The organism is Streptomyces sp. NPDC088745 (assembly GCF_044751045.1).
GTDB classification, from domain to species: domain Bacteria; phylum Actinomycetota; class Actinomycetes; order Streptomycetales; family Streptomycetaceae; genus Streptomyces; species Streptomyces cremeus.
The window spans coordinates 130,301-148,895 of sequence record NZ_JBIVLB010000013.1; the positions used below are offsets into that span (position 1 = coordinate 130,301).

Here is an 18,595-nt window from a genome sequence, read left to right on the forward strand (position 1 = left end):
ATCCCGGACGCGTCTCCCGCCGCCCGCCCCACCACGGTTTCTTCGCGCGTCGCCCCCGCCGTCGCACGCCCGGGCGCCCTTCACACCGGTCGTGGAGGCGTGTTGGCGCCCCGTGCGAGGATGAACAGCTCCTGACAGCGTCGTGGAAAGGACCCGGGCCCGCAGTGACCGAGAATCAGAACCTGCTCGCCGAACAGCGCCGTGCCCTCATCCTCGACGAGGTGCGCCGGCGCGGCGGGGTGCGGGTCAACGAGCTGACCCGGCGGCTGAACGTGTCGGACATGACGGTCCGCCGCGACCTCGACGCGCTGGCCCGCCAGGGGGTCGTCGAGAAGGTGCACGGCGGCGCGGTCCCGGTGGCGGAGGCGAGCACGCACGAGCCCGGTTTCGAGGCCAAGTCGGCGCTGGAGCTCTCCGCGAAGGAGGACATCGCGCGGGCGGCGGCCGCGATGGCGGTGCCGGGCAGCGCGGTGGCGCTGTCGGGGGGCACGACGACGTACGCGCTGGCCAGGCACCTGCTGGACGTGCCGGACCTGACGGTGGTGACCAACTCGGTGCGGGTGGCGGACGTGTTCCACACCGCGCGCCAGGCGGGCGGGGACACCGGCGGTGCGGCAACGGTGGTGCTGACCGGCGGGGTGCGCACGCCGTCGGACGCGCTGGTGGGTCCGGTCGCCGACCGGGCGATCGCCTCGCTCCACTTCGACGTGCTCTTCCTGGGGGTGCACGGGATATCTGCCGAGGCGGGCCTGTCCACGCCGAACATCGCGGAGGCGGAGACCAACCGCCGGCTGGTGGGCTCGGCGCGCCGGGTGGTGGTGGTCGCGGACCACACCAAGTGGGGGACGGTGGGCCTGAGTTCGTTCGCCGCGCTGGACCAGGTGGACGCGTTCGTGACGGACCGGGGCCTGTCGGCCGCGGCGCGCGAGGAGCTGGCGGAGCATCTGCCGGGGCTGGTGGTGGCGGGCGAGAGCCCCGACGATCCCGACGGCTCCGAAGACTTCTGACGGTACGTCAACTACCCTGGCGCGCAATCGTCTTCCGCCGATCCCCGGAGGTGCGCACCGCATGGTCCGCCGACTGCGGGGTGTCGGGCTCGACTTCGCCGAGTCCGCGCCCGTACGCCTGGTCTTCGCCGCCGAGGTCGCGGCCGGGCCCGATGACGTGTACCGGGCGCTGGCCGAGGAGACGCAGGCGTGGCCGCGCTGGTTCACCGCCGTGACCTTCGCCCGGCCGACGGACGGGGGCCGCGAGGTGCACCTCAGGGGCGGCACCAGGTTCCTGGAGACCGTCGTGGCGGCCGAGCCGGGCCTGCGGTACGCGTACCGGATCGACGTCACCAACGCCCCGGGCGTCACCGCGATGCTGGAGGAGTGGCGCATGTGGCCCACCGGGGCGGCCACCCGGGTGCAGTGGACCATGGCCGCCGACGGCCCGGCCCCGCTGCGGCTGGTGCTGCGGGCGGCGCGCCCCGGGGTGGGGCGCTCCTTCCGGGCCGCGGTCCGCGCGCTGGACCGCCGGCTGGCGGCCCGCGACAGGGGCTAGGGCCAGACCCCCGTACGGAGGAACTCCGCCATGGCCGTCGCGTACGGCTCGATGTCCAGCCCCTGCTCGGCCAGCCACGCGTCGGAGTAGTACTTGTCGAGGTAGCGGTCGCCGGGGTCGCAGATCAGCGTCACCACACTGCCCCTGCGGCCCTGTTCCACCATCTCCCCGACGATCTTCAGCGCGCTCCACAGGCCGGTGCCGGTCGAGCCGCCCGCCTTGCGGCCCAGGGCCGCCTCCAGGGCGCGTACGGCCGCCACGCTCGCCGCGTCGGGGACCTTCATCATGCGGTCGACGGCTCCGGTGACGAACGAGGGCTCCATCCGGGGGCGGCCGATGCCCTCGATGCGGGAGCCGCAGTCGCTGGTGGCGAGCGGGTCGTGGTCGTTCCAGCCGTCGAAGAAGCAGGAGTTCTCCGGGTCGGGCACGCAGATGAAGGTGTCGTACTGCATGTAGTGCACGTAGCGGGCGATGGTGGCGGAGGTGCCGCCCGTGCCGGCGGTGGCGACGATCCAGCTCGGCTCGGGGTAGCGCTCAAGACGCAGCTGCTGGTAGATCGACTCGGCGATGTTGTTGTTGCCGCGCCAGTCGGTGGCCCGCTCGGCGTAGGTGAACTGGTCCATGTAATGTCCGCCGGTCTCGGCCGCGAGGCGGGCGGACTCCTCGTACATCTTGCGGGAGTCGTCCACGAAGTGGCACTGGCCGCCGTGGAACTCGATCAGGCGGCACTTCTCGGCGCTCGTGGTGCGCGGCATCACCGCGATGAAGGGCACCCCGATGAGCTTCGCGAAGTACGCCTCGGAGACGGCGGTGGACCCGCTGGAGGCCTCGATGACGGGGCGGTCCGGCCGGATCCAGCCGTTGCACAGCCCGTACAGGAACAGCGAGCGGGCCAGGCGGTGCTTGAGGCTGCCGGTGGGATGCGTCGACTCGTCCTTGAGGTAGAGGTCGATGCCCCACTGCTCCGGCAGCGGGAAGCGCAGCAGATGGGTGTCGGCCGACCGGTTGGCGTCCGCCTGCACCTTGCGCACCGCCTCCTTCAGCCAGGCGCGGTAGGCGGGGTCGCTCCGGTCGACGTCGACCGTCGGCACCGCGGTGCTGCCCGCCGGGGGGCCGGCCGGGGGTGCGTCGGCCCCCGCGGCGGGGCCGCGTCGTGCCGGTTCGCTGCTGCTCATCCGCGCCACTCCTCGTGCTGCTCTGTGCTGTCCCGTGCGGTGTCGTACGGCCTCCGCGGGACCCGACGGGGTCCTGTGGGGCGCGGTCCGGAGACTGCTGTGCCTGCGGCATGCGCGCCCGGCACAGCGATCTCCCACTTGCCACTGTAAGCCGCCCACCTGCACAAACGTTCACTTTGGGCAGCCATAGCACTCCCTTGTGTCACGGCTCGGGGCGCACTGGGGGCGCAGAGGTGGAATGCCCCCTTCAGTGCGCCTGCCCCCCTGGTGTGCACGCCCCCCGCCGTGCAGACTGCCCAGAGACAGCGGGGGTACGAACGGGGGCGAACCACGACGTCCGCACCGGCACAGCAGCACGGAAAGGAGACGAACAGCCCATGGCGGAACCCGACTTCAGCGTGCGGGGAGTGAGGATCGAGCGGTGGCCCCGCTCACTCACCAGGGCAGGACAGGTCGTCGTACGGGACGGCGTACTGGCGTTGCTGCGAAGCGACGGCCAGTTGATCGACAGCGCGCCGCTGGGCACGGTGACCGCGGGCAAACCGTGGTTCGCCGGCGGCGACCGCACGGTGGCCCGCCTCAACGGCATCCGCTACCGGCTCACCTCCGCCGAGGTGGGCGGACGCCTGCTGAACGCGCTCCGGTCGGTGGGGATGCCGGGCGGCGCGCGGGGCGGTACGGCACGTGGCTGAGGGGGCGCGCCGGACGGAGCCGCCGCCGCGGACCGGAGGAACGCGAGTTGCGTGGTGCCGTCCATGGGTCCACTCTGGCGGTATCTCACTCCGGGTGCTTCCGCGGTGACGCTGCGAAGCAGCCCGCCGCTCAGCTCGAACCGCACCCCTCACACCGAAGCTCTTCGACCGCCTTCCGGACCTCACCCCGGGGAGTCGCAGCAGTGATCAACCATCCCAGCAGGCACTGCACGGTGAAGCTCCAAGCTGCACCGGCGCGGATCGGCCAAGTCCGCAGGATCGTTTCCGCACAATTGCGCTATTGGCAACTGGACCCGTTGATCGGCCCGGCGGCACTCGGCGTGACCGAGCTGCTGACCAACGTCCATCAGCACGCACAGCCCGACAAGACGTGCACCGTGGAGATCGAGCTGCTCTTCGACCGGCTCACGGTGTCCGTCCACGACCACGACCCCCGGCCGCCCACGGTGTGCGCGGCGGAGCCGCTCGACACCGGCGGGCGCGGGCTCGCGCTCATCGCGGCCGTCAGCGACGACTGGGGCGTGCGCCAGGAGGGCGAGAAGGGCAAGACCGTGTGGTTCGCGCTGCCCGCCTCCGCTCCCCCGCCCGCCGCCGACACCGCCCTGGAGCCCGCGACGGTGGTGGCGCTGACGCAGCGCCCGGAGCGCGAGCGCAGCAAACGCGGCCGGAAGGCCCGGACCGCGGCGGTGGGCTGACCGAAAACCGTGTTCCGCGACGGCCGGCCCGGGTCCCGGGCCGGCCGCTCGGCATGGGGCGGCACCCCTCCGGGCATGGGGCGGCACCCCTCCGGAGGAAGGGTCTGCCCTCGGCGCGGGGGAATCCTTTCCGCGCGCCGGGTCTTTCTCCGGCGCGCGGAGTCTCCTTCCAGCGCGAGGGGTGGCCCCTCAGCGTCTTCCTCCGACGCGAGGGGCCTCCCTCAGCGCGGGGCGCCGTACCAGCGCCATTCCGCCAGGCGCTCGCGGCCCGCGAGGTCTCCGCGTCCGGTGGCCCACAGCAGGGTGGGCCAGGGGTCGGCGCCGCCGGGGACGTGCGGGAAGAGGCGGTACAGGGCGCGGGCGCACAGGTCGGCGGGTGGTTCCCAGGCGGCGAGGCCGAGACCGGTCGTCAGGTCGTGGGTGTGCACGAGGATCTCCACGACGCTCATGGCGATGAAGCCCTCGGGGTCGGAATCGCCGTAGACGTGGTACGCCCTGGCCTCGGGCGGCTTCACCGACACCACCGCGTGCATGATCGCGGCGGCCGCCTCGAACGCGGCCAGCATTCCCTCGGGGCCCGCGGCGCGCTCGACGTGCACGGCGTTGTCGGGGCCGCCCGGGCTTCCGGTGGTCCGCCGGTAGGGCACGTTGGAGCCGGTGCGCTCGGCGGCGAGCTTGGCGGCGTACGAGAACAGGTCGTCGATCAGGTGCTCGGCCGTCTCCCAGCAGTCCCACTCCAGCCCCCCGGCCGGGACGCTCCAGTCGGCGTCGCGGGCGGGGCGCAGGGCGGCGACGGCCAGGTCGGCGGCCAGTCGCAGGTCGGCGGGGGTGAGCCGGGTGCCGGGGGCGTCGGCGGGGGTGAGGGTCATGCGCGGACCGTACCAAGCCCGCCGAACGCGGTCACCGTCCCTTTCCGGCGCCGGCCGCCAGCGCGGCGAGCGGATCGTCCAGCACCGGCTGCCAGGCCAACTCCGCCGCTCCGACCAGGGAGTTGTGGTCGAGGGTGCCGGGGAGGATCGGCACCCCGCCGCTGCGCCCCCACAGGCTGCGGTCGGCGACGACGGCGCGCAGCCGCTCGGGGGCGGCGGCCAGCAGGGCCTGGTGAAGGCCGCCGAGGACGATCCGGTCCGGGTTGAGGATGTTGACGAGCCCGGCGAGACCGAGGCCGAGCCGGTCCACGAGGGCCTCGGCGGCCGCCCGTACCGCCTTGTCCGCGTACTCCTCGCGGAGCAGGTCACGGGACTGCTGGAGCAGCGAGACCTCGGGGCCCGGGGTGCGGCCGGCCTCCGCGAGGAAGGCGAGCGGGTCGGTCTCCACGTCGAGGCAGCCCCGGCTACCGCAGTGGCAGGGGCGTCCCGCCGGGTTGACGGTGAGGTGGCCGACCTCCAGGGCGAGGCCCGAACTCCCGCTGTGCAGGCGGCCGTCGAGGACGAGGGCGCCGCCGACGCCGCGGTGTCCGGTGGCGACGCAGAGCAGGTGCCGCGCGCCGCGGCCCGCGCCGTGCCGGTGTTCGGCCAGCGCGGTCAGGTTGACGTCGTTGCCGGTGAAGGCGGGGCCGTCGATCCCGGCGGCGGCGACGTGCTGGGCGAAGATCTCGCGGACCGGGGCGCCGGGGGGCCAGGCGAGGTGGAGGGGGTTGAGGGCGGTGCCTTCGGGCTCCGCGACGGCGGAGGGGACGGCGAGCCCGGCTCCGGCGCAGCGGCGGCCGGACTCCGCCAGCAGGCGGGCGCCCGCGTCGACGACCGCGCCGATGACCTGGGCGGGATCGGCGTCGACGTCCTGGCAGCCGGGGGCGGTGGCCACGATCCGTCCGCCGAGGCCGACGAGGGCGGCCCGGTAGCCGTCGGAGTGCACCTGGGCGGCGAGCACGACCGGGCCGGTGTCGTCGACGGTCAGCCGGTGCGAGGGGCGGCCCTGCGATCCGGCGGCGGCGCCGGGGTTGGAGTCGACGCGGATCAGGCCGAGCGCTTCCAGTTCGGCGGCGACCGCGCCGGCCGTGGCGCGGGTCACGCCGAGTTCGGCGGTGAGGACGGCGCGGGTCGGGGCGCGGCCCGTGTGCACGAGCTCCAGCGCGGGTCCCAGCGCTCCTCTCCCCCGGTCCAACTTCGTCCTGGCGCTGGCCACCCTGGTCCCCTCGGCGTTCATGAAGCCGAGTCTGCCACGCTCCGGAAGCGCCTTGCCCCGCCCGGGCGGCTCCCCCTATGCTGATTTTGTGCCGAACCTAAACAAAGTCCGGACGACCGCGGCGGGACGACCCGGCGAAAGCCCCGCCACCCCTTCTCTCTCCCGTCTGCGCACCGCGCTGACCCTCTTCTTCGCCCTCGACGGCTTCCTCTTCGCCGGGTGGGTGGTGCGCATCCCGGCCATCAAGGAGCAGACCTCCGCGTCGGCCGGCGCACTGGGCCTGGCCCTGCTCGGGGTGTCGGCGGGCGCGGTGATCACGATGACGCTGACCGGCCGCCTGTGCGGCCGCTTCGGCAGCTTCCGGGTGACGGTGGCGTGCGCGGCGCTGCTCTCGCTGAGCATCGCGCTGCCGCCGCTGACGCGTTCGCCGCTGGCGCTGGGGCTGGTCCTGCTGGTGTTCGGTGCGCTGTACGGAGGCATCAGCGTCGCGATGAACAGCGCGGCGGTGGATGTGGTGGCCGCGCTGCGCCGCCCGGTGATGCCGAGCTTCCACGCGGCGTTCAGCCTGGGCGGCATGATCGGCGCAGGGCTCGGCGGACTGGTGGCGGGCGGGCTGTCACCGCTGGCGCACCTGTCACTGCTGACACTGGCCGGACTGCTGCTGACGGTGGCGGCGGGGCCGACGCTGCTGCGTGAGTCGAAGAGGCTGGTGCCTGCGGTGGCAGAGGTGCCCAAGGTGCGGGAGGCGCCCGGGGCGACGGAGGTGCGGGACCGTACGGAGGTACCGGGTGTACCGGATCGTACGGAGGTACCGGGTGTACGGGACCGTACGCAGGTACCGGACGTGCGGGCCCGTACGGAAACGGAGCGGCGGGCGGCACCCGTCGGCTCGCGCCGCGTCGTCGCGCTCTTCGGGATGATCGCCCTGTGCACGGCGTACGGCGAGGGGGCGATCGCCGACTGGGGGCCGCTGCACCTCCAGGAGGACCTGGGCGCGCACCCGGGCGCGGCAGCCGCCGGCTACTCGCTCTTCGCGCTGGCCATGACGATCGGCCGGTTCTCCGGCACCACGCTCCTCGAACGGCTCGGCCAGACCAGGACCCTGGTGCTGGGCGGGGCGACGGCCGCCGTCGGCATGCTGCTCGGCTCCCTCGCGCCCACACTGTGGCTCGCGCTCCTCGGCTTCGCGGTGACGGGCCTGGGGCTGGCGAACATCTTCCCGGTGGCGATCTCGCGGGCGGGCGAGCTGGCCGGCCCCGGCGGGGTGGCGGCCGCGTCGACCCTCGGTTACGGCGGGATGCTGCTGGGCCCGCCGGCGATCGGGTTCCTCGCGGACTGGCTGTCGCTGCCGGCCGCGCTGACGACGGTGGCGGTGCTGGCGGCCGGGGCCTCGTGCCTGGGTCTGCTGGCGCGGACGGCGGGGCAGACGGCCGGGCGGTCCGCGGCCCCGGGTGGCCGAACGGGCAGCTCCGAGCAGGACCGCTCAGGCGGGACCCAGGACCCCGGGGCGCGTTGAGGGTCCGCCGTCGAGCCGTCCGGGGGGGGACGGCAGGAAGGACGCACGGGCGAGGGCCGTGTCAGGATCGGCCGCATGAACACCGGTGAACACATCGAATCCCTGTCCCGCGAGGGGCAGTTGCTGGCGCGGTCGGCCGAGGCCGCGGGCACCTCGGCCCAGGTGCCCACCTGTCCCGGCTGGCGGGTGCGCGATCTGGTGCGGCACACCGGGATGGTGCACCGCTGGGCCACGGAGTACGTGACGCGCGGCCACCGGGAGTACCGGCCCGGCGCGGGGGAGCCGGACCTGGACGGCCCCGAGCTGCTGTCCTGGTTCCGCGAGGGCCATGCCGGGCTGGTGGCGGCGCTGCGCGGGGCCCCGGCGGACCTGGAGTGCTGGACCTTCCTGCCCGCACCGTCACCGCTCGCGTTCTGGGTCCGCCGCCAGGCGCACGAGACGGCCGTGCACCGGATGGACGCGGCGTCGGCGGCCGGCCGCGAAGTGGGCGACGTGCCAGCGGAGTTCGCGGCGGACGGCATCGACGAGCTGCTGGTCGCGTTCCACGCGCGGGACCGCAGCCGGGTGCGCCCGGCGAAGCCGGGGACGCTGCGGATACGGCCGACGGACGGGCCGCCGGGCACGGTGTGGACCGTACGCCTGTCGCCCGACGGTCCGCCCCGTACCGTGCGCGACGACCGGGGCCCGGCGGACACCGAGCTGAGCGGCAGCGCCGGGGCACTGTACGCGGTGCTGTGGAACCGGGCCCCGGTGGACGCGGTGTCACTGAGCGGGAATCCGCGACTGGCCGCCCTGTGGCGCGAGTCGTCGCCCATCACCTGGCACTGAGGACCCTCACCGCCCGCACCGGGGAGGCTTCACCGCGCCCCTGCCGAGGAAGACTCACGGACATGGAGAGCAGCAGAACACGGGCACAGCGGGACGCCATCACCATCGAGATCGGGTACGCCCTGGTCAGCGCCTTCGTGCTGGCCCTGGTGACGTTCGTGGCGGTGGCCGCCCCGGCGGATCTCCTGCTCGACCTCCCGGGGACGTGGGCGCGGCGGGTGCGGATCGGGGCGGGGGCGCTGGCCGTGATCGTCTTCGTCGTACGGGTCGTCCATGTGCTGTGGGGCTACCGGGGTGCGCCGGGAACGCAGCCGAACCAGCCCGGCCGCACCAGCGCCGACCCCTAGGCCCCCGCTCCCCCACGCCCCGGCTACTCCCCCAGGACGCCCGCCACCGCGGCCATTCCCTCCACGGCGTGCACGAAGAACGCCTCCCGCTCCTCGACCACCCGGTGGAAGTGCCCGAACACCTCGAAGGAGACGAGCCCGAACAGCTCCGCCCACACCCGTACGAACCCGATCACCGCAGCCGCCGGCAGATCCGGCGCGATGTCCCCCGCCAACCGCTCCGCCTCGGCCCGCAGCTCCTGGCCCCCAAGCACCCGGTCTTCCGCGTCACGGTCGCCGGCGCCGGGGCAGGCACCACCTCCAGCACCGGCACAGGTGCCGGCGATGCCGCCCGCACGCACGCCGCGCCGCCCGCGAACACGAAGTGACCCGCCGCCCCGCACGGGGCCGACGGGTCACCTCGTCACTCGTACGTCATCCGGTCACTCGTACGTCATCCGCGCGAGCGCCTCAGCCCTCGCCGCCCTTGCGCGCCTCGTCCGGCATTCCGTCGGCCTCGCCCGGCTTCCCGGCGGCCTCATCCGGCTTCTCAGCGGCCCCGTCCGGCTTCTCAGCGGCCTCGCCCGGCTTCCCGGCGACCTCGTCCGGCTTGCGCTGGGCCTCCGCCTTGTGCACCGCGTTCAGCGCCCACTGTGCCGCGGGGTGCATCCGTACCAGCTCGGCGAGGGTCGTCTGCCCCCGGGTGATCCGCGCGAAGGCCTTCCACGCGGGCCGCAGGCCCGTGATCGCGGCGTGCAGCAGCGCCGGGTGGCGTTCGAACTGGGTCAGCATCCGCCTGCCGACGCCCATCTCGACGCCCAGCCCCGCCTTGATGGCGAAGGCGTAGTTCAGGGCCTGCCGCCGCGCGTCGACCGCGTCCTGCGCCTCGGCGATCCGCACCGCCCACTCCCCCGCCAACCGCCCGGACCGCAGCGCGAAGGAGATCCCCTCACGGGTCCACGGCTCCAGCAGCCCCGCCGCGTCCCCGCACACCAGCACCCTGCCGCGCGACAGCGGCGAACCGGCCGCCCGGCAGCGCGTCAAGTGCCCCGAGGACACCGAGGGTTCGAACCCGGCGAGTCCCTGCCGGGCGATGAAGTCCGTCAAGTACTGCTTGGTGGCGGCCCCCTCGCCCTTCGCGGCGATCACGCCGACCGTCAGCGTGTCCCCCTTGGGGAACACCCATCCGTAACTGCCCGGAAGGGGACCCCAGTCGATCAGGACGCGGCCCGCCCAGTCCTCGGCGACCGTCTTGGGCACCGGGATCTCGACCTCCAGGCCGAGGTCGACCTGGTCGAGTTCGACGCCGACGTGTGCTCCTATCCGGCTGGCGCTGCCGTCCGCGCCGACGACCGCCCGTGCCAGGACGGTCTCGCCGTCGGCCAGCACCACGGCCGCCGTGCGCCGGTCGGGCACGGCCGCACCGTGCTGTTCGACGCGGGCGACGGTCGCTCCGGTACGGAGCACCGCGCCGGCCTGTTGCGCGGCCTCGACCAGCGCCTGGTCGAACTCGGGCCGGTTGACCAGCCCGAACAGCATCTTCCGGGACTTCCTGGTGCGGGTCAGCTTCCCGTTCAGGGAGAAGGTGACCGCGTGGACGCGGTCCTGGAGCGGCAGCACGAACCCGGGCGGCAGGCTGTCCCGGGAGGGGCCGATGATGCCGCCGCCGCACGTCTTGTACCGGGGCAGTTCGGCCTTCTCCAGCAGCAGGACCCGGCGCCCGGCGCTCGCCGCGGCGTGAGCGGCGGAGGCCCCGGCCGGTCCCGCCCCGACCACCACGACGTCCCACACGGGCCCGCCGTCCTCGTCCCGCTCGTGTCCGGCGTCTGCTGCGGCGTCTGCGTTCTCGCTGCTCACGATGTGCTTCTGCTCCTGATCCGACCCGTGGCCATGCTGTCCTGCGGCATCCTACGGCGCGGAGGAGGACTGATCCGCTGTGGGAGGATCGGTCGTGTCTTCCCCGTACACACACCTGTGCGGGAAGGGTCCCCGAAGAACCCGACGCGGGCCGGAGCGCGCGCGTCGTACCCGAAGCCTCGTGCCCGGAGTGTCGTGCACGAGGCCTCGTGCCCGCAGCGTCGTACCCGAAGCGTCGTGCTCGTAAGCCCGACCCGTCGTCCGCACCCACAAGGAGCGTGCCCATGACCGCCACCCACCCGATCGCCGCACCCGTCGCCGCGTCCGTCGCCGCGCTGATGCCCCGCGCCAAGGCGGAGCTCGCCGAACTGGTGGCCTTCCAGTCGGTGGCGGACCCCGCGCAGTTCCCCAGGAGCGAGTGCGAGGCCGCCGCGAACTGGTGCGCCGACGCGCTGCGCGCCGAGGGCTTCCAGGACGTGGCCCTGCTCGACACGCCCGACGGCACGCAGTCGGTGTACGGCTTCCTGCCGGGCCCCGAGGGCGCGCCGACCGTGCTGCTGTACGCGCACTACGACGTACAGCCGCCGCTCGGCGAGGAGAAGTGGACGTCCCCGCCGTTCGAGCTGACCGAGCGGAACGGCCGCTGGTACGGGCGCGGCGCGGCCGACTGCAAGGGCGGGTTCATCATGCACCTGCTCGCGTTGCGCGCGCTGCGGGAGAACGGCGGCGTCCCGGTCGGCGTCAAGGTCATCGCCGAGGGCTCGGAGGAGCAGGGCACGGGCGGTCTGGAGCGGTACGCGGAGGCGCACCCGGACCTCCTGGCCGCCGACACCGTCGTGATCGGCGACACCGGCAACTTCCGTGTCGGTCTGCCGACCGTGACCGCGACGCTGCGCGGCATGACGATGCTGCGGGTCACCCTGGACACGCTCGAGGGCAACCTGCACTCGGGCCAGTTCGGCGGCGCGGCGCCCGACGCGCTGGCCGCGATGATCCACCTGCTGGCCTCGCTGCGCGACGCCGACGGCTCCACCACGGTCGACGGCCTCACCGCCGACGGCGCCTGGACGGGCCTGCAGTACCCCGAGGACGAGTTCCGCGCCGACGCGAAGGTCCACGAGGGCGTCGAGCTGATCGGCACCGGCACGGTCGCCGACCGCATCTGGGCGCGCCCCGCCGTCACCGTCGTCGGCATCGACTGCCCGCCGGTGGTCGGCGCCACGCCGTCCCTCCAGGCGAGCGCGCGGGCGCAGATCAGCCTGCGGGTGCCGCCGGGCCAGGACGCGGCCGAGGCGACGAAGCTGCTCACCGCGCACCTGCGGGCGCACGCCCCGTGGGGTGCGCGGGTCACGGTCGAGCAGGTCGGCCAGGGGCAGCCGTTCCAGGCGGACACCTCCAGCCCGGCGTACACGTCGATGGCGGAGGCGATGCGCTTCGCGTACCCCGACGAGGAGATGCAGGTCTCCGGCATGGGCGGCTCCATCCCGCTGTGCAACACCCTGGCCGCCCTCTACCCGCAGGCGGAGATCCTGCTCATCGGCCTGAGCGAGCCGGAGGCGCAGATCCACGCGGTGAACGAGAGCGTCTCCCCCCAGGAGCTGGAGCGCCTCTCGGTGGCGGAGGCCCTCTTCCTCACCCACTACGCGGAGTCGAAGAAGGTCTGACGCGCCCTGCGCCCCGCCGGCGGTCGGCACGGGGCCGAACTATGCGCTGGGCGAACTATGCGCTGAGCGAAGTCCCATGGCGGCGGACGTACGCGCCCTCGTACGTTCGCCGCATGGACCTCGTAGAGATACTCCCGCAACTGCACATGCTGCGTTTCCCGATCGGCCAGGCCTACCTGTGGCGCGAAGTGACGCCCGGCGGTACCGAGTTGACGCTGATCGACGCCGGGAACCGGGACGCCGCCGCCGACATCGAGGAGGCCGTACGGAGCCTGGGCGCCGATCCGCGCGACCTGCGCCGCATCGTGCTCACCCACTGCCACCGCGACCACGTGGGCTGCGCCGGGGAGCTGGCCGACCGGTACGGCGCCGAGGTGCTGGCGCACCGACTGGACGCCCCCGTGGTGCGCGGCGTCGCCCCCATGCCGCAGCCGGTGCTGCTGGACTGGGAACTCCCCCTGTACGAGCACGGGTTGACGGTGCCCGAGGCCCCGGCCACCCGGGTGGACCGGGAGCTGGAGGAGGGCGACGTCCTCGACTTCGGCGGCGGCGCGCGCATCGTGCACGCGCCCGGGCACACGGACGGTTCCCTCGCGGTCCATCTCCCGCACCACGGGGTCCTGTTCACGGGTGACTGCGTGGCGGCGGTGGGCGAGGTGATGCTGGGCGTGTTCAACGTGGACCGGGACCAGGCGCTGGCCACCATGCGCCGGCTTGCCTCCCTGGCCCCGTCCGTGGCCTGCTTCGGACACGGCGACCCGCTGACGGAGGACACCGCGACCCGGTTGATCGCGGCGGCGGACACGGCGTCGGCGGGGCAGTAGGCGGCGGACCGCGCGTCGGTGGCGCAGCCGGGGCCGCCCGGCACCGGGTGGCCTGCCGCCGCGCCTGGCCTCAGTGCCCCGCGGCCGGTTCCCCGCCCACCGGAACGCCGTCCTCCAGGTTGAGCACGGTGCCCTCGGCCCGGGCACGCAGCGCCCAGCGCAGACGTTCGTACCGCTCGGGGGGCAGGAGCCCGGACGCCTCCTCCTCGGTGACGAAGCGCCACTGCCTCAGCTCGGGGCCGGGCAGGACCACGCGCCGGGCCGCCCCGTCCGCCAGCCGGCCGCCGTCGAAGAGCATCCTGATGCCGCCGAACGCGGGCGGCCGGGGCGGCTCCCAGTCGACGACCAGCAGCCGGGGCGTGCGGTCGAGCCGTATCCCCGTCTCCTCGGCCACCTCCCGCAGCCCCGCCGTCGCGGGCGGCTCGCCGCTCTCCACGACCCCGCCGGGGAACTCCCAGCCCGGCTTGTACGTCGGGTCCACGAGGAGCACCCGGTCCTCGGTGTCGAAGAGGAGCACCCCGGCCGCGAGGGTCTCGGCGGTCGGCGGCGGCGTCTGGACGATCGCGCAGGGCCGGGCCGTCCCGCTGCGCACCGCTTCGGCGACGGCCTCCGCGATCTCGTACGGGGTGCGGCGACCGGCGTCGACGACGTGGGCGTCGCCGGTGAGCCAGCCGAGGGCGGCGCGGTACGCCTCGATGTGGTCGTACGCCCACTGGCGTACCCGCGTCCCGGTGTCGGCCTCGCTCACGCCGGGCTCCTCGCGGGCGGCGATCCGCTCGCGCAGGATCGTTTCCTCCACCTGGAGCAGCACATGCCGCACCGGTATCCGCCGGGAGGCGAGCCCGCCGAAGATCTCGTCCCGGTACTCCTGCCGCAGCAGCGTCATCGGCACCACCAGCACTCCCCCGACCTCGGCGAGCAGGGCCGCGGCCGTGTCGACGACCAGGCGCCGCCAGATCGGCAGGTCCTGGTAGTCGCTCACCTCGGCGAGCCGCTTGGGCGGCAGGAGGTGGCGGAGCCCGGCGCCGATCACCTCCGGGTCGTACAGAGTGCTGTTCGGGATCAGTTCGACCAGTTCGCGCGCGGTGCTGGTCTTGCCCGCCCCGAACGCACCGTTCACCCACACAATCACGGTTCCCCCTCTGCCGTGGCCCTCGGTGGACTGCCCGCAACACCCTGCCACGGATGCCCGGTCCGGCGGCATGGGGCCTTTCACGGGCTCGCGTACGCACCGCGACGGTTCACGGACACAACCGTGGCCGATCCGTGGCCCGCGCCGGGCAACGCCCGCCCGTCCACGCGCGTCAATGCGGACAACGGGGGCGCTCCCGGGACGACTGCGGCCGTGACCGCTGGTGACGGAGTCTCGTTGGGCGCACAGAGGTACAGCAGGAGCACGGACGAAGGAGGTGCGGCATGAACCGCACTGTATTGCGACGTTTTCCGGCCGGTGGACCGCGCGGCAGTTGGCCCGCCGAGGAGTACGCCCACGCGCGCCGCGCGGAGGGGTGTCCCGCGGAGGTCGTCATGGACCTCGACGCGGACTGCTTCCTCGTGGTCGAGGTGCGGCGGGCCCCGGCGGAGGCCGCCGTGCTCTGAGCGCGCGCTACCAGGTGGGGGCGGCGCTCACTCCGCCGTCCACCACCAGGTTCGTGCCGCTGATCCAGGCGGCGGCGTCCGAGGCCAGGAAGACACAGGCGTTGCCGATGTCGGCGGGGCTGCCGAGGCGGTCCAGGGGCGCGGCCCCGGTCCAGCGGCGCACGCCGTCGGGCCAGTCCCCGGCGAGGCCGGGGCGGTCGATCAGGCCCGGTGAGACGGTGTTGACGCGAACCGCGTCGGGCCCGTACTCCAGGGCGGCAGAGCGGGCGAACATGATGAGGGCGGCCTTGGACGCGCAGTAGTGCGCGTGCCCGGGGGTGGCCATGGTCCCCTCGATCGAGGCGATGTGGGTGATGCTGCCGCCGCCGCGCGCGGCGAGCAGGGGCGCGGCGGCGCGGGTGCAGGCGAAGGCGCTGGTGGTGTTGGCGTCGTACACCGCCCGCCAGTCCTCGGCCGTCATCGTGCCCAGTGCCTGCACCGGCTGGACCCCGGCGTTGTTGACGAGCGCGTCCAGCCCGCCCTGCCAGTCGGCGGCCGTCTCCACGAGCCGCGCGCACTCCGACTCCCGCGTCAGGTCCGCCTGTACGGGAAGAGCCCTGCCGCCGCGCTCCGCGATCCGGGTGGCGAGGGCGTGGGCCGCCTTCTCGTTCTGCCGGAAGTGGACGACGACCGCGGCCCCCGCGGCGGCGAACCGCTCGGCGATCCCTCCCCCGATGAGCCCGCCGGCCCCGGTGACGAGGGCGACGCGGCGGGTGAGGTCGGGGAGGGAGGTGTCGCGGGAGGGCGTCTCAGGCATGGGCGTCGTCACTTTCGGTCATGGTCAGTGAAGCCCCGGCCCGGCACAACTGCCTGACTAGCTCGGCGTGTTCGGGATACGAAGCACTCAACTCCCCCGCGTCACCGCCCTCGTAGTCCGTCGGGAGGAAGCCGGGGGCCATGGTCGTGCCGAACAGGGACCACACCCCGCCGGGCGCGACGCGGGCGCCCATCCAGGTGCCCGCCTCGACGACGTGCTGCACGGCTCCTTCGGCGCCTCCGAGGCGTAGGCGGTGGCCGGTGCCGTCGGGCGCGAGGAGCAGGAGCTCCAGCGGGTCCCCCTGGTAGAAGTGCCAGACCTCGTCGGTGGGCAGCCGGTGCAGGGCGGAGAAGTCACCGGGCGCGGAGGTCAGCAGCACCGTGATCGCCGTCCCGGCGGGCCGCCCGGCACCGTCCGGCTTCCCCGCCCAGGTCTGCCGGAACAACCCGCCTTCGACGGGGAGGGGTCGGAGCTGGTGGAGCGCGGCGATACGGTGCGCTTCGGCATACGGACTTCCGGTGTCCTTCACGCGCCGAACGTACCCACCCCCGAACGACCTACGCCTGCGACGCCCCGTTCAGGGGCGCGGGAAACCGCGCGCCCGGCCATGACGCACCTGCACGGAACCGTGCACCGGCCGCGCGGCGAGCGCTTCAGGGAAAGGACGGGGTCTCCCCTGCTCGGACGAAGTCGAGAGCTTGGGGAAGGGTCCGGGGCCTCTCCTGCCCGAGCCGGGCGGGGCTGACGCATCCGGCACGGGGGCTGGGCTCACGGCCTGGCGGGGCCGCGCATCCGGCACAGGCGCTTGCGTGGGGGGCGGCACCCGGGCGGGCCAGGGGGCGGGGGCGGAGGAGGGGCTGCGCCGCACAAGGTGCTTACTGATCATTTCGGAAGGAGACTCGAAGTCGATGACGCCCATACGTGCTGCGGGAACCGCGCACGCCACTCCCGTCGCTCCGGTGGCGGAGGGTCTGACTGCCGCTCTGCCACTGCGGGGGCGGCGCCCCCCTCCGGGTTCGCCGCCGCCCCCGCCGTGGGCGTCCTCTGCCGGGGCGCGGGGAGTGCGGGAGGACTCCCCGGCCTGGACCGGCAGTGGACGCGGCGGGAGCCGCCTTCTCGGTGAGGTGGCTCCGGCCCTTCACAGTGGTCGGTCGACCGGCCCGGGGGCAGGGAGCCAGAAGGTGCTCGTAACCGCCGCCATCTCAGCCTGGCGCGGGTGGAGAACACCTTGTCCGGAGCATAACCGCGCCCGCGACGGTGCGACAGGTGCGAACAGGCCGCAGTCTCCGCGCCTCCAGCAGGTGCACGTCTCACCGGCGGCAAAGGAGGCCGGGCATGCGGGGCGCAAGGCCGGAACGTTCCAGCGGCACATCCGGGAGACGGCCGCGGGTGTGCCGCTGCATGGTGTGGTCAGCGGCGGGGGGCCGGGGGGAAGCCCTGGGGCGGCTTGTTGTCGATGATCTGGGAGGCGAGGTCGGTGATGCGCAGTTGGTGGTGGCGTGCGTAGCTGCGCAGGGTGTCGAACGCGGCGTCGAGTTCGAGGCTGTGGCGTTCCGCGAGGATGCCCTTGGCCTGTTCGATGACGATGCGCGAGTGCAGGGCGTACTGGAGCTGGGCGCGTTCGACGTCGCCGCGGGCGATGGTGCGCTGCTGGAGGATGGCGATGGTGGCCACGTCGGAGAGGGCCTGGCCGACGGTGAGGTCCTGGGCGCTGAGGCGTTCGGGGCGGGTGCTGAAGAGGTTGAGGGCGCCGATGACCTGTTCGCGCAGCCGCATGGGCAGGGCGTGCGTGCTGACGAAGCCGCGCTCGCGGGCCCGTTGCGCGAAGGGCCCGAAGTCGGCGGTGGCGGCAGCCGAGGTGAGGTCGATGTTCAGCTGGCCCTGCCCGGTGTGGTAGCAGGACACGCAAGGCCCCTGCTCGTGCTGGAGCGCGAAGAGTTCCAGGAGCCGGGTGCGCTCGTCGGAAGCGGCGATCAGCTGGAGCTGGCCGAACTCATCGACCAGCAGCACCCCCGCTGCGTCCACGTCGAGGAGCTCCACGCAGCGTGTGCTGAGCCGGTGCAGGAAATCGATCAGGTCGAAGTCATGGGTCAGGGTGTCCACGGCTTCGACCAGGATGTCCATCACGCGTTGCTGGCTGCTCATCGCCGTCATCCCTCTGTCCCGGACGGAAGTGCCGTCCCCTCGTAAGTGTCCCGGAAATGCAAGCGCCGCGTCACCACTTCATCGGCAACGACCTCCAGCGTCCGCTCCCGCCGGAAGGCGTGGGCGCGCAGCAGAGCCAGCGCCTGGTCCAGCGGAAGGGACGCCTGCACACTGACCATGCCGGTGGCCTGATGGATCACGGCCCGGTGCAGCCCGCCCCCGGTGCCGTCCTGCTGCAGGAAGGGATGGCCCGGGGCCGCCCCCCGGGGCAGGACCGCGGTGAGCGTGGCTGCCAGGATCAGCGCGTTGTCGGTCTGCGTGGACGTCAGGGGGCCCGGAGAGCTCCGCTGCACGGTGAACACCCCGAGGCAGGCCCCTCCGATCCGCAACGGGAAGCAGAACACAGCCCGCACGCCCAGCTCCTGCAGGGCCGGCAGCAGCAGCGGCCACCGGTCGGCGGGCACGGTGGCAAGGTCGGGGACCAGCACGAGCGAGCGGGAGCGGGCGGAGTCCGCCCCCGGGCCCTCGCCGACCGTGAACTGGACGTCCTCCAGCAGAGAGCTGGTCCCCGGGCTCGACCACACCCGCTCGAACCCGTCCGTATCCGTGAGGACCGAGACGGCGACCCCGTCCGCTCCCAGAACCGTCGCGCACAGCTGCGGGTCCCCACCCACCAGCTCGCCGGAACCCGACGAGACCAGGGCAGCCAGTACAGCGGCCAGTCGTGCGTCCTGCCCCACCGTGTCACCGCTTCCCAGGCCGCCGAACGCCCCGCTCCCATCGAGCAG

The 18,595-nt window shown here is 73.8% G+C and carries 20 protein-coding genes; 10 read left to right on the forward strand and 10 right to left on the reverse strand.

What is annotated here, in order from left to right:
- The first annotated feature begins 164 nt into the window (after positions 1-164).
- Positions 165-1,007, forward strand: coding sequence for a DeoR/GlpR family DNA-binding transcription regulator (locus ACIP93_RS28855; protein WP_401763231.1), 843 nt, complete (start codon positions 165-167; stop codon positions 1,005-1,007).
- Positions 1,008-1,068: 61 nt separating this feature from the next.
- Positions 1,069-1,545 carry an SRPBCC family protein gene (locus ACIP93_RS28860; RefSeq protein ID WP_401763234.1) on the forward strand — a complete coding sequence of 159 codons (477 nt, stop codon included), beginning with the start codon at positions 1,069-1,071 and terminating at the stop codon, positions 1,543-1,545.
- On the opposite strand, the gene ACIP93_RS28865 is transcribed toward ACIP93_RS28860, so the two are convergent.
- Positions 1,542-2,720: a PLP-dependent cysteine synthase family protein gene (locus ACIP93_RS28865; protein WP_401763237.1), complete on the reverse strand. Its 1,179-nt coding sequence runs from the start codon at positions 2,718-2,720 to the stop codon at positions 1,542-1,544. The two genes, ACIP93_RS28860 and ACIP93_RS28865, sit on opposite strands and share 4 nt — an antisense overlap.
- A 377-nt stretch (positions 2,721-3,097) precedes the next feature.
- On the opposite strand from ACIP93_RS28865, the gene ACIP93_RS28870 reads away from it, so the two are divergent.
- Both ACIP93_RS28870 and ACIP93_RS28875 read left to right on the forward strand, forming a co-directional pair.
- On the forward strand, positions 3,098-3,412 hold the full coding sequence (locus tag ACIP93_RS28870; protein WP_345225541.1) for a hypothetical protein: 315 nt from the start codon (positions 3,098-3,100) through the stop codon (positions 3,410-3,412).
- A 203-nt stretch (positions 3,413-3,615) separates the two neighbouring features.
- Positions 3,616-4,128, forward strand: a complete 513-nt coding sequence (locus tag ACIP93_RS28875; RefSeq protein ID WP_345225539.1) for an ATP-binding protein — start codon at positions 3,616-3,618, stop codon at positions 4,126-4,128.
- A 221-nt stretch (positions 4,129-4,349) separates the two neighbouring features.
- Here ACIP93_RS28875 and ACIP93_RS28880 read toward each other — a convergent pair whose 3' ends face one another.
- Both ACIP93_RS28880 and ACIP93_RS28885 read right to left on the reverse strand, forming a co-directional pair.
- Complete coding sequence (locus tag ACIP93_RS28880; RefSeq protein WP_401763241.1) at positions 4,350-4,997, reverse strand: maleylpyruvate isomerase N-terminal domain-containing protein; 648 nt, start codon at positions 4,995-4,997, stop codon at positions 4,350-4,352.
- A 31-nt stretch (positions 4,998-5,028) separates the two neighbouring features.
- Positions 5,029-6,273 carry an ROK family protein gene (locus ACIP93_RS28885; RefSeq protein WP_345225534.1) on the reverse strand — a complete coding sequence of 415 codons (1,245 nt, stop codon included), beginning with the start codon at positions 6,271-6,273 and terminating at the stop codon, positions 5,029-5,031.
- Between the two features lie 67 nt (positions 6,274-6,340).
- Here ACIP93_RS28885 and ACIP93_RS28890 point away from each other — a divergent pair, with 67 nt between their 5' ends.
- From ACIP93_RS28890 to ACIP93_RS28900, 3 genes are all read left to right on the forward strand, one after another.
- Entirely contained in the window at positions 6,341-7,768 is a 1,428-nt protein-coding gene (locus ACIP93_RS28890) for an MFS transporter (RefSeq protein WP_401763244.1), read from the forward strand.
- Positions 7,769-7,843: 75 nt separating this feature from the next.
- On the forward strand, positions 7,844-8,596 hold the full coding sequence (locus tag ACIP93_RS28895; protein ID WP_401763246.1) for a maleylpyruvate isomerase family mycothiol-dependent enzyme: 753 nt from the start codon (positions 7,844-7,846) through the stop codon (positions 8,594-8,596).
- Positions 8,597-8,658: 62 nt separating this feature from the next.
- Positions 8,659-8,943 carry a DUF6332 family protein gene (locus tag ACIP93_RS28900; RefSeq protein ID WP_401763249.1) on the forward strand — a complete coding sequence of 95 codons (285 nt, stop codon included), beginning with the start codon at positions 8,659-8,661 and terminating at the stop codon, positions 8,941-8,943.
- A 23-nt stretch (positions 8,944-8,966) separates the two neighbouring features.
- Here ACIP93_RS28900 and ACIP93_RS28905 read toward each other — a convergent pair whose 3' ends face one another.
- Positions 8,967-9,197, reverse strand: a complete 231-nt coding sequence (locus ACIP93_RS28905) for a WHG domain-containing protein (protein ID WP_401763252.1) — start codon at positions 9,195-9,197, stop codon at positions 8,967-8,969.
- 196 nt (positions 9,198-9,393) lie between these two features.
- A complete protein-coding gene (locus ACIP93_RS28910) occupies positions 9,394-10,779 on the reverse strand; it encodes a geranylgeranyl reductase family protein (protein WP_401763255.1) in 1,386 nt (461 codons plus the stop codon).
- 284 nt (positions 10,780-11,063) lie between these two features.
- Here ACIP93_RS28910 and ACIP93_RS28915 point away from each other — a divergent pair, with 284 nt between their 5' ends.
- Complete coding sequence (locus ACIP93_RS28915; RefSeq protein WP_345225522.1) at positions 11,064-12,443, forward strand: dipeptidase; 1,380 nt, start codon at positions 11,064-11,066, stop codon at positions 12,441-12,443.
- Between the two features lie 113 nt (positions 12,444-12,556).
- The gene (locus ACIP93_RS28920) at positions 12,557-13,267 is read left to right on the forward strand and encodes an MBL fold metallo-hydrolase (protein ID WP_401763258.1); all 711 of its coding nucleotides are present in this window, start codon (positions 12,557-12,559) and stop codon (positions 13,265-13,267) included.
- A gap of 70 nt (positions 13,268-13,337) precedes the next feature.
- On the opposite strand, the gene ACIP93_RS28925 is transcribed toward ACIP93_RS28920, so the two are convergent.
- Complete coding sequence (locus ACIP93_RS28925) at positions 13,338-14,399, reverse strand: NUDIX domain-containing protein (RefSeq protein ID WP_401763261.1); 1,062 nt, start codon at positions 14,397-14,399, stop codon at positions 13,338-13,340.
- A 284-nt stretch (positions 14,400-14,683) separates the two neighbouring features.
- On the opposite strand from ACIP93_RS28925, the gene ACIP93_RS28930 reads away from it, so the two are divergent.
- The gene (locus ACIP93_RS28930) at positions 14,684-14,866 is read left to right on the forward strand and encodes a hypothetical protein (RefSeq protein WP_345225516.1); all 183 of its coding nucleotides are present in this window, start codon (positions 14,684-14,686) and stop codon (positions 14,864-14,866) included.
- 7 nt (positions 14,867-14,873) lie between these two features.
- Here ACIP93_RS28930 and ACIP93_RS28935 read toward each other — a convergent pair whose 3' ends face one another.
- The 4 genes from ACIP93_RS28935 to ACIP93_RS28950 all read right to left on the reverse strand — a co-directional run bounded on the left by ACIP93_RS28935 (position 14,874) and on the right by ACIP93_RS28950 (position 18,547).
- On the reverse strand, positions 14,874-15,662 hold the full coding sequence (locus ACIP93_RS28935; protein WP_401763264.1) for an SDR family NAD(P)-dependent oxidoreductase: 789 nt from the start codon (positions 15,660-15,662) through the stop codon (positions 14,874-14,876).
- Positions 15,655-16,191 (reverse strand): cupin domain-containing protein, encoded by a 537-nt coding sequence (locus ACIP93_RS28940; protein WP_345225512.1) that lies wholly within the window; start codon positions 16,189-16,191, stop codon positions 15,655-15,657. Before ACIP93_RS28940 ends, ACIP93_RS28935 begins: the two co-directional genes overlap by 8 nt.
- A gap of 881 nt (positions 16,192-17,072) precedes the next feature.
- A complete protein-coding gene (locus ACIP93_RS28945; protein WP_401763267.1) occupies positions 17,073-17,807 on the reverse strand; it encodes an ANTAR domain-containing protein in 735 nt (244 codons plus the stop codon).
- A 5-nt stretch (positions 17,808-17,812) separates the two neighbouring features.
- Positions 17,813-18,547 (reverse strand): GAF and ANTAR domain-containing protein, encoded by a 735-nt coding sequence (locus tag ACIP93_RS28950; RefSeq protein WP_401763269.1) that lies wholly within the window; start codon positions 18,545-18,547, stop codon positions 17,813-17,815.
- Positions 18,548-18,595 lie beyond the last annotated feature (48 nt).

Bases quoted from the DNA above. Each gene is read 5' to 3' on its own strand.
- ACIP93_RS28930 (WP_345225516.1), top strand. From the start codon at position 14,684: ATGAACCGCACTGTATTGCGACGTTTTCCGGCCGGTGGACCGCGCGGC.
- ACIP93_RS28865 (WP_401763237.1), bottom strand. From the start codon at position 2,720: ATGAGCAGCAGCGAACCGGCACGACGCGGCCCCGCCGCGGGGGCCGAC.
- ACIP93_RS28880 (WP_401763241.1), bottom strand. From the start codon at position 4,997: ATGACCCTCACCCCCGCCGACGCCCCCGGCACCCGGCTCACCCCCGCC.
- ACIP93_RS28915 (WP_345225522.1), top strand. From the start codon at position 11,064: ATGACCGCCACCCACCCGATCGCCGCACCCGTCGCCGCGTCCGTCGCC.
- ACIP93_RS28900 (WP_401763249.1), top strand. From the start codon at position 8,659: ATGGAGAGCAGCAGAACACGGGCACAGCGGGACGCCATCACCATCGAG.
- ACIP93_RS28895 (WP_401763246.1), top strand. From the start codon at position 7,844: ATGAACACCGGTGAACACATCGAATCCCTGTCCCGCGAGGGGCAGTTG.
- ACIP93_RS28870 (WP_345225541.1), top strand. From the start codon at position 3,098: ATGGCGGAACCCGACTTCAGCGTGCGGGGAGTGAGGATCGAGCGGTGG.
- ACIP93_RS28860 (WP_401763234.1), top strand. From the start codon at position 1,069: ATGGTCCGCCGACTGCGGGGTGTCGGGCTCGACTTCGCCGAGTCCGCG.
- ACIP93_RS28935 (WP_401763264.1), bottom strand. From the start codon at position 15,662: ATGCCTGAGACGCCCTCCCGCGACACCTCCCTCCCCGACCTCACCCGC.
- ACIP93_RS28920 (WP_401763258.1), top strand. From the start codon at position 12,557: ATGGACCTCGTAGAGATACTCCCGCAACTGCACATGCTGCGTTTCCCG.
- ACIP93_RS28945 (WP_401763267.1), bottom strand. From the start codon at position 17,807: ATGAGCAGCCAGCAACGCGTGATGGACATCCTGGTCGAAGCCGTGGAC.
- ACIP93_RS28885 (WP_345225534.1), bottom strand. From the start codon at position 6,273: ATGAACGCCGAGGGGACCAGGGTGGCCAGCGCCAGGACGAAGTTGGAC.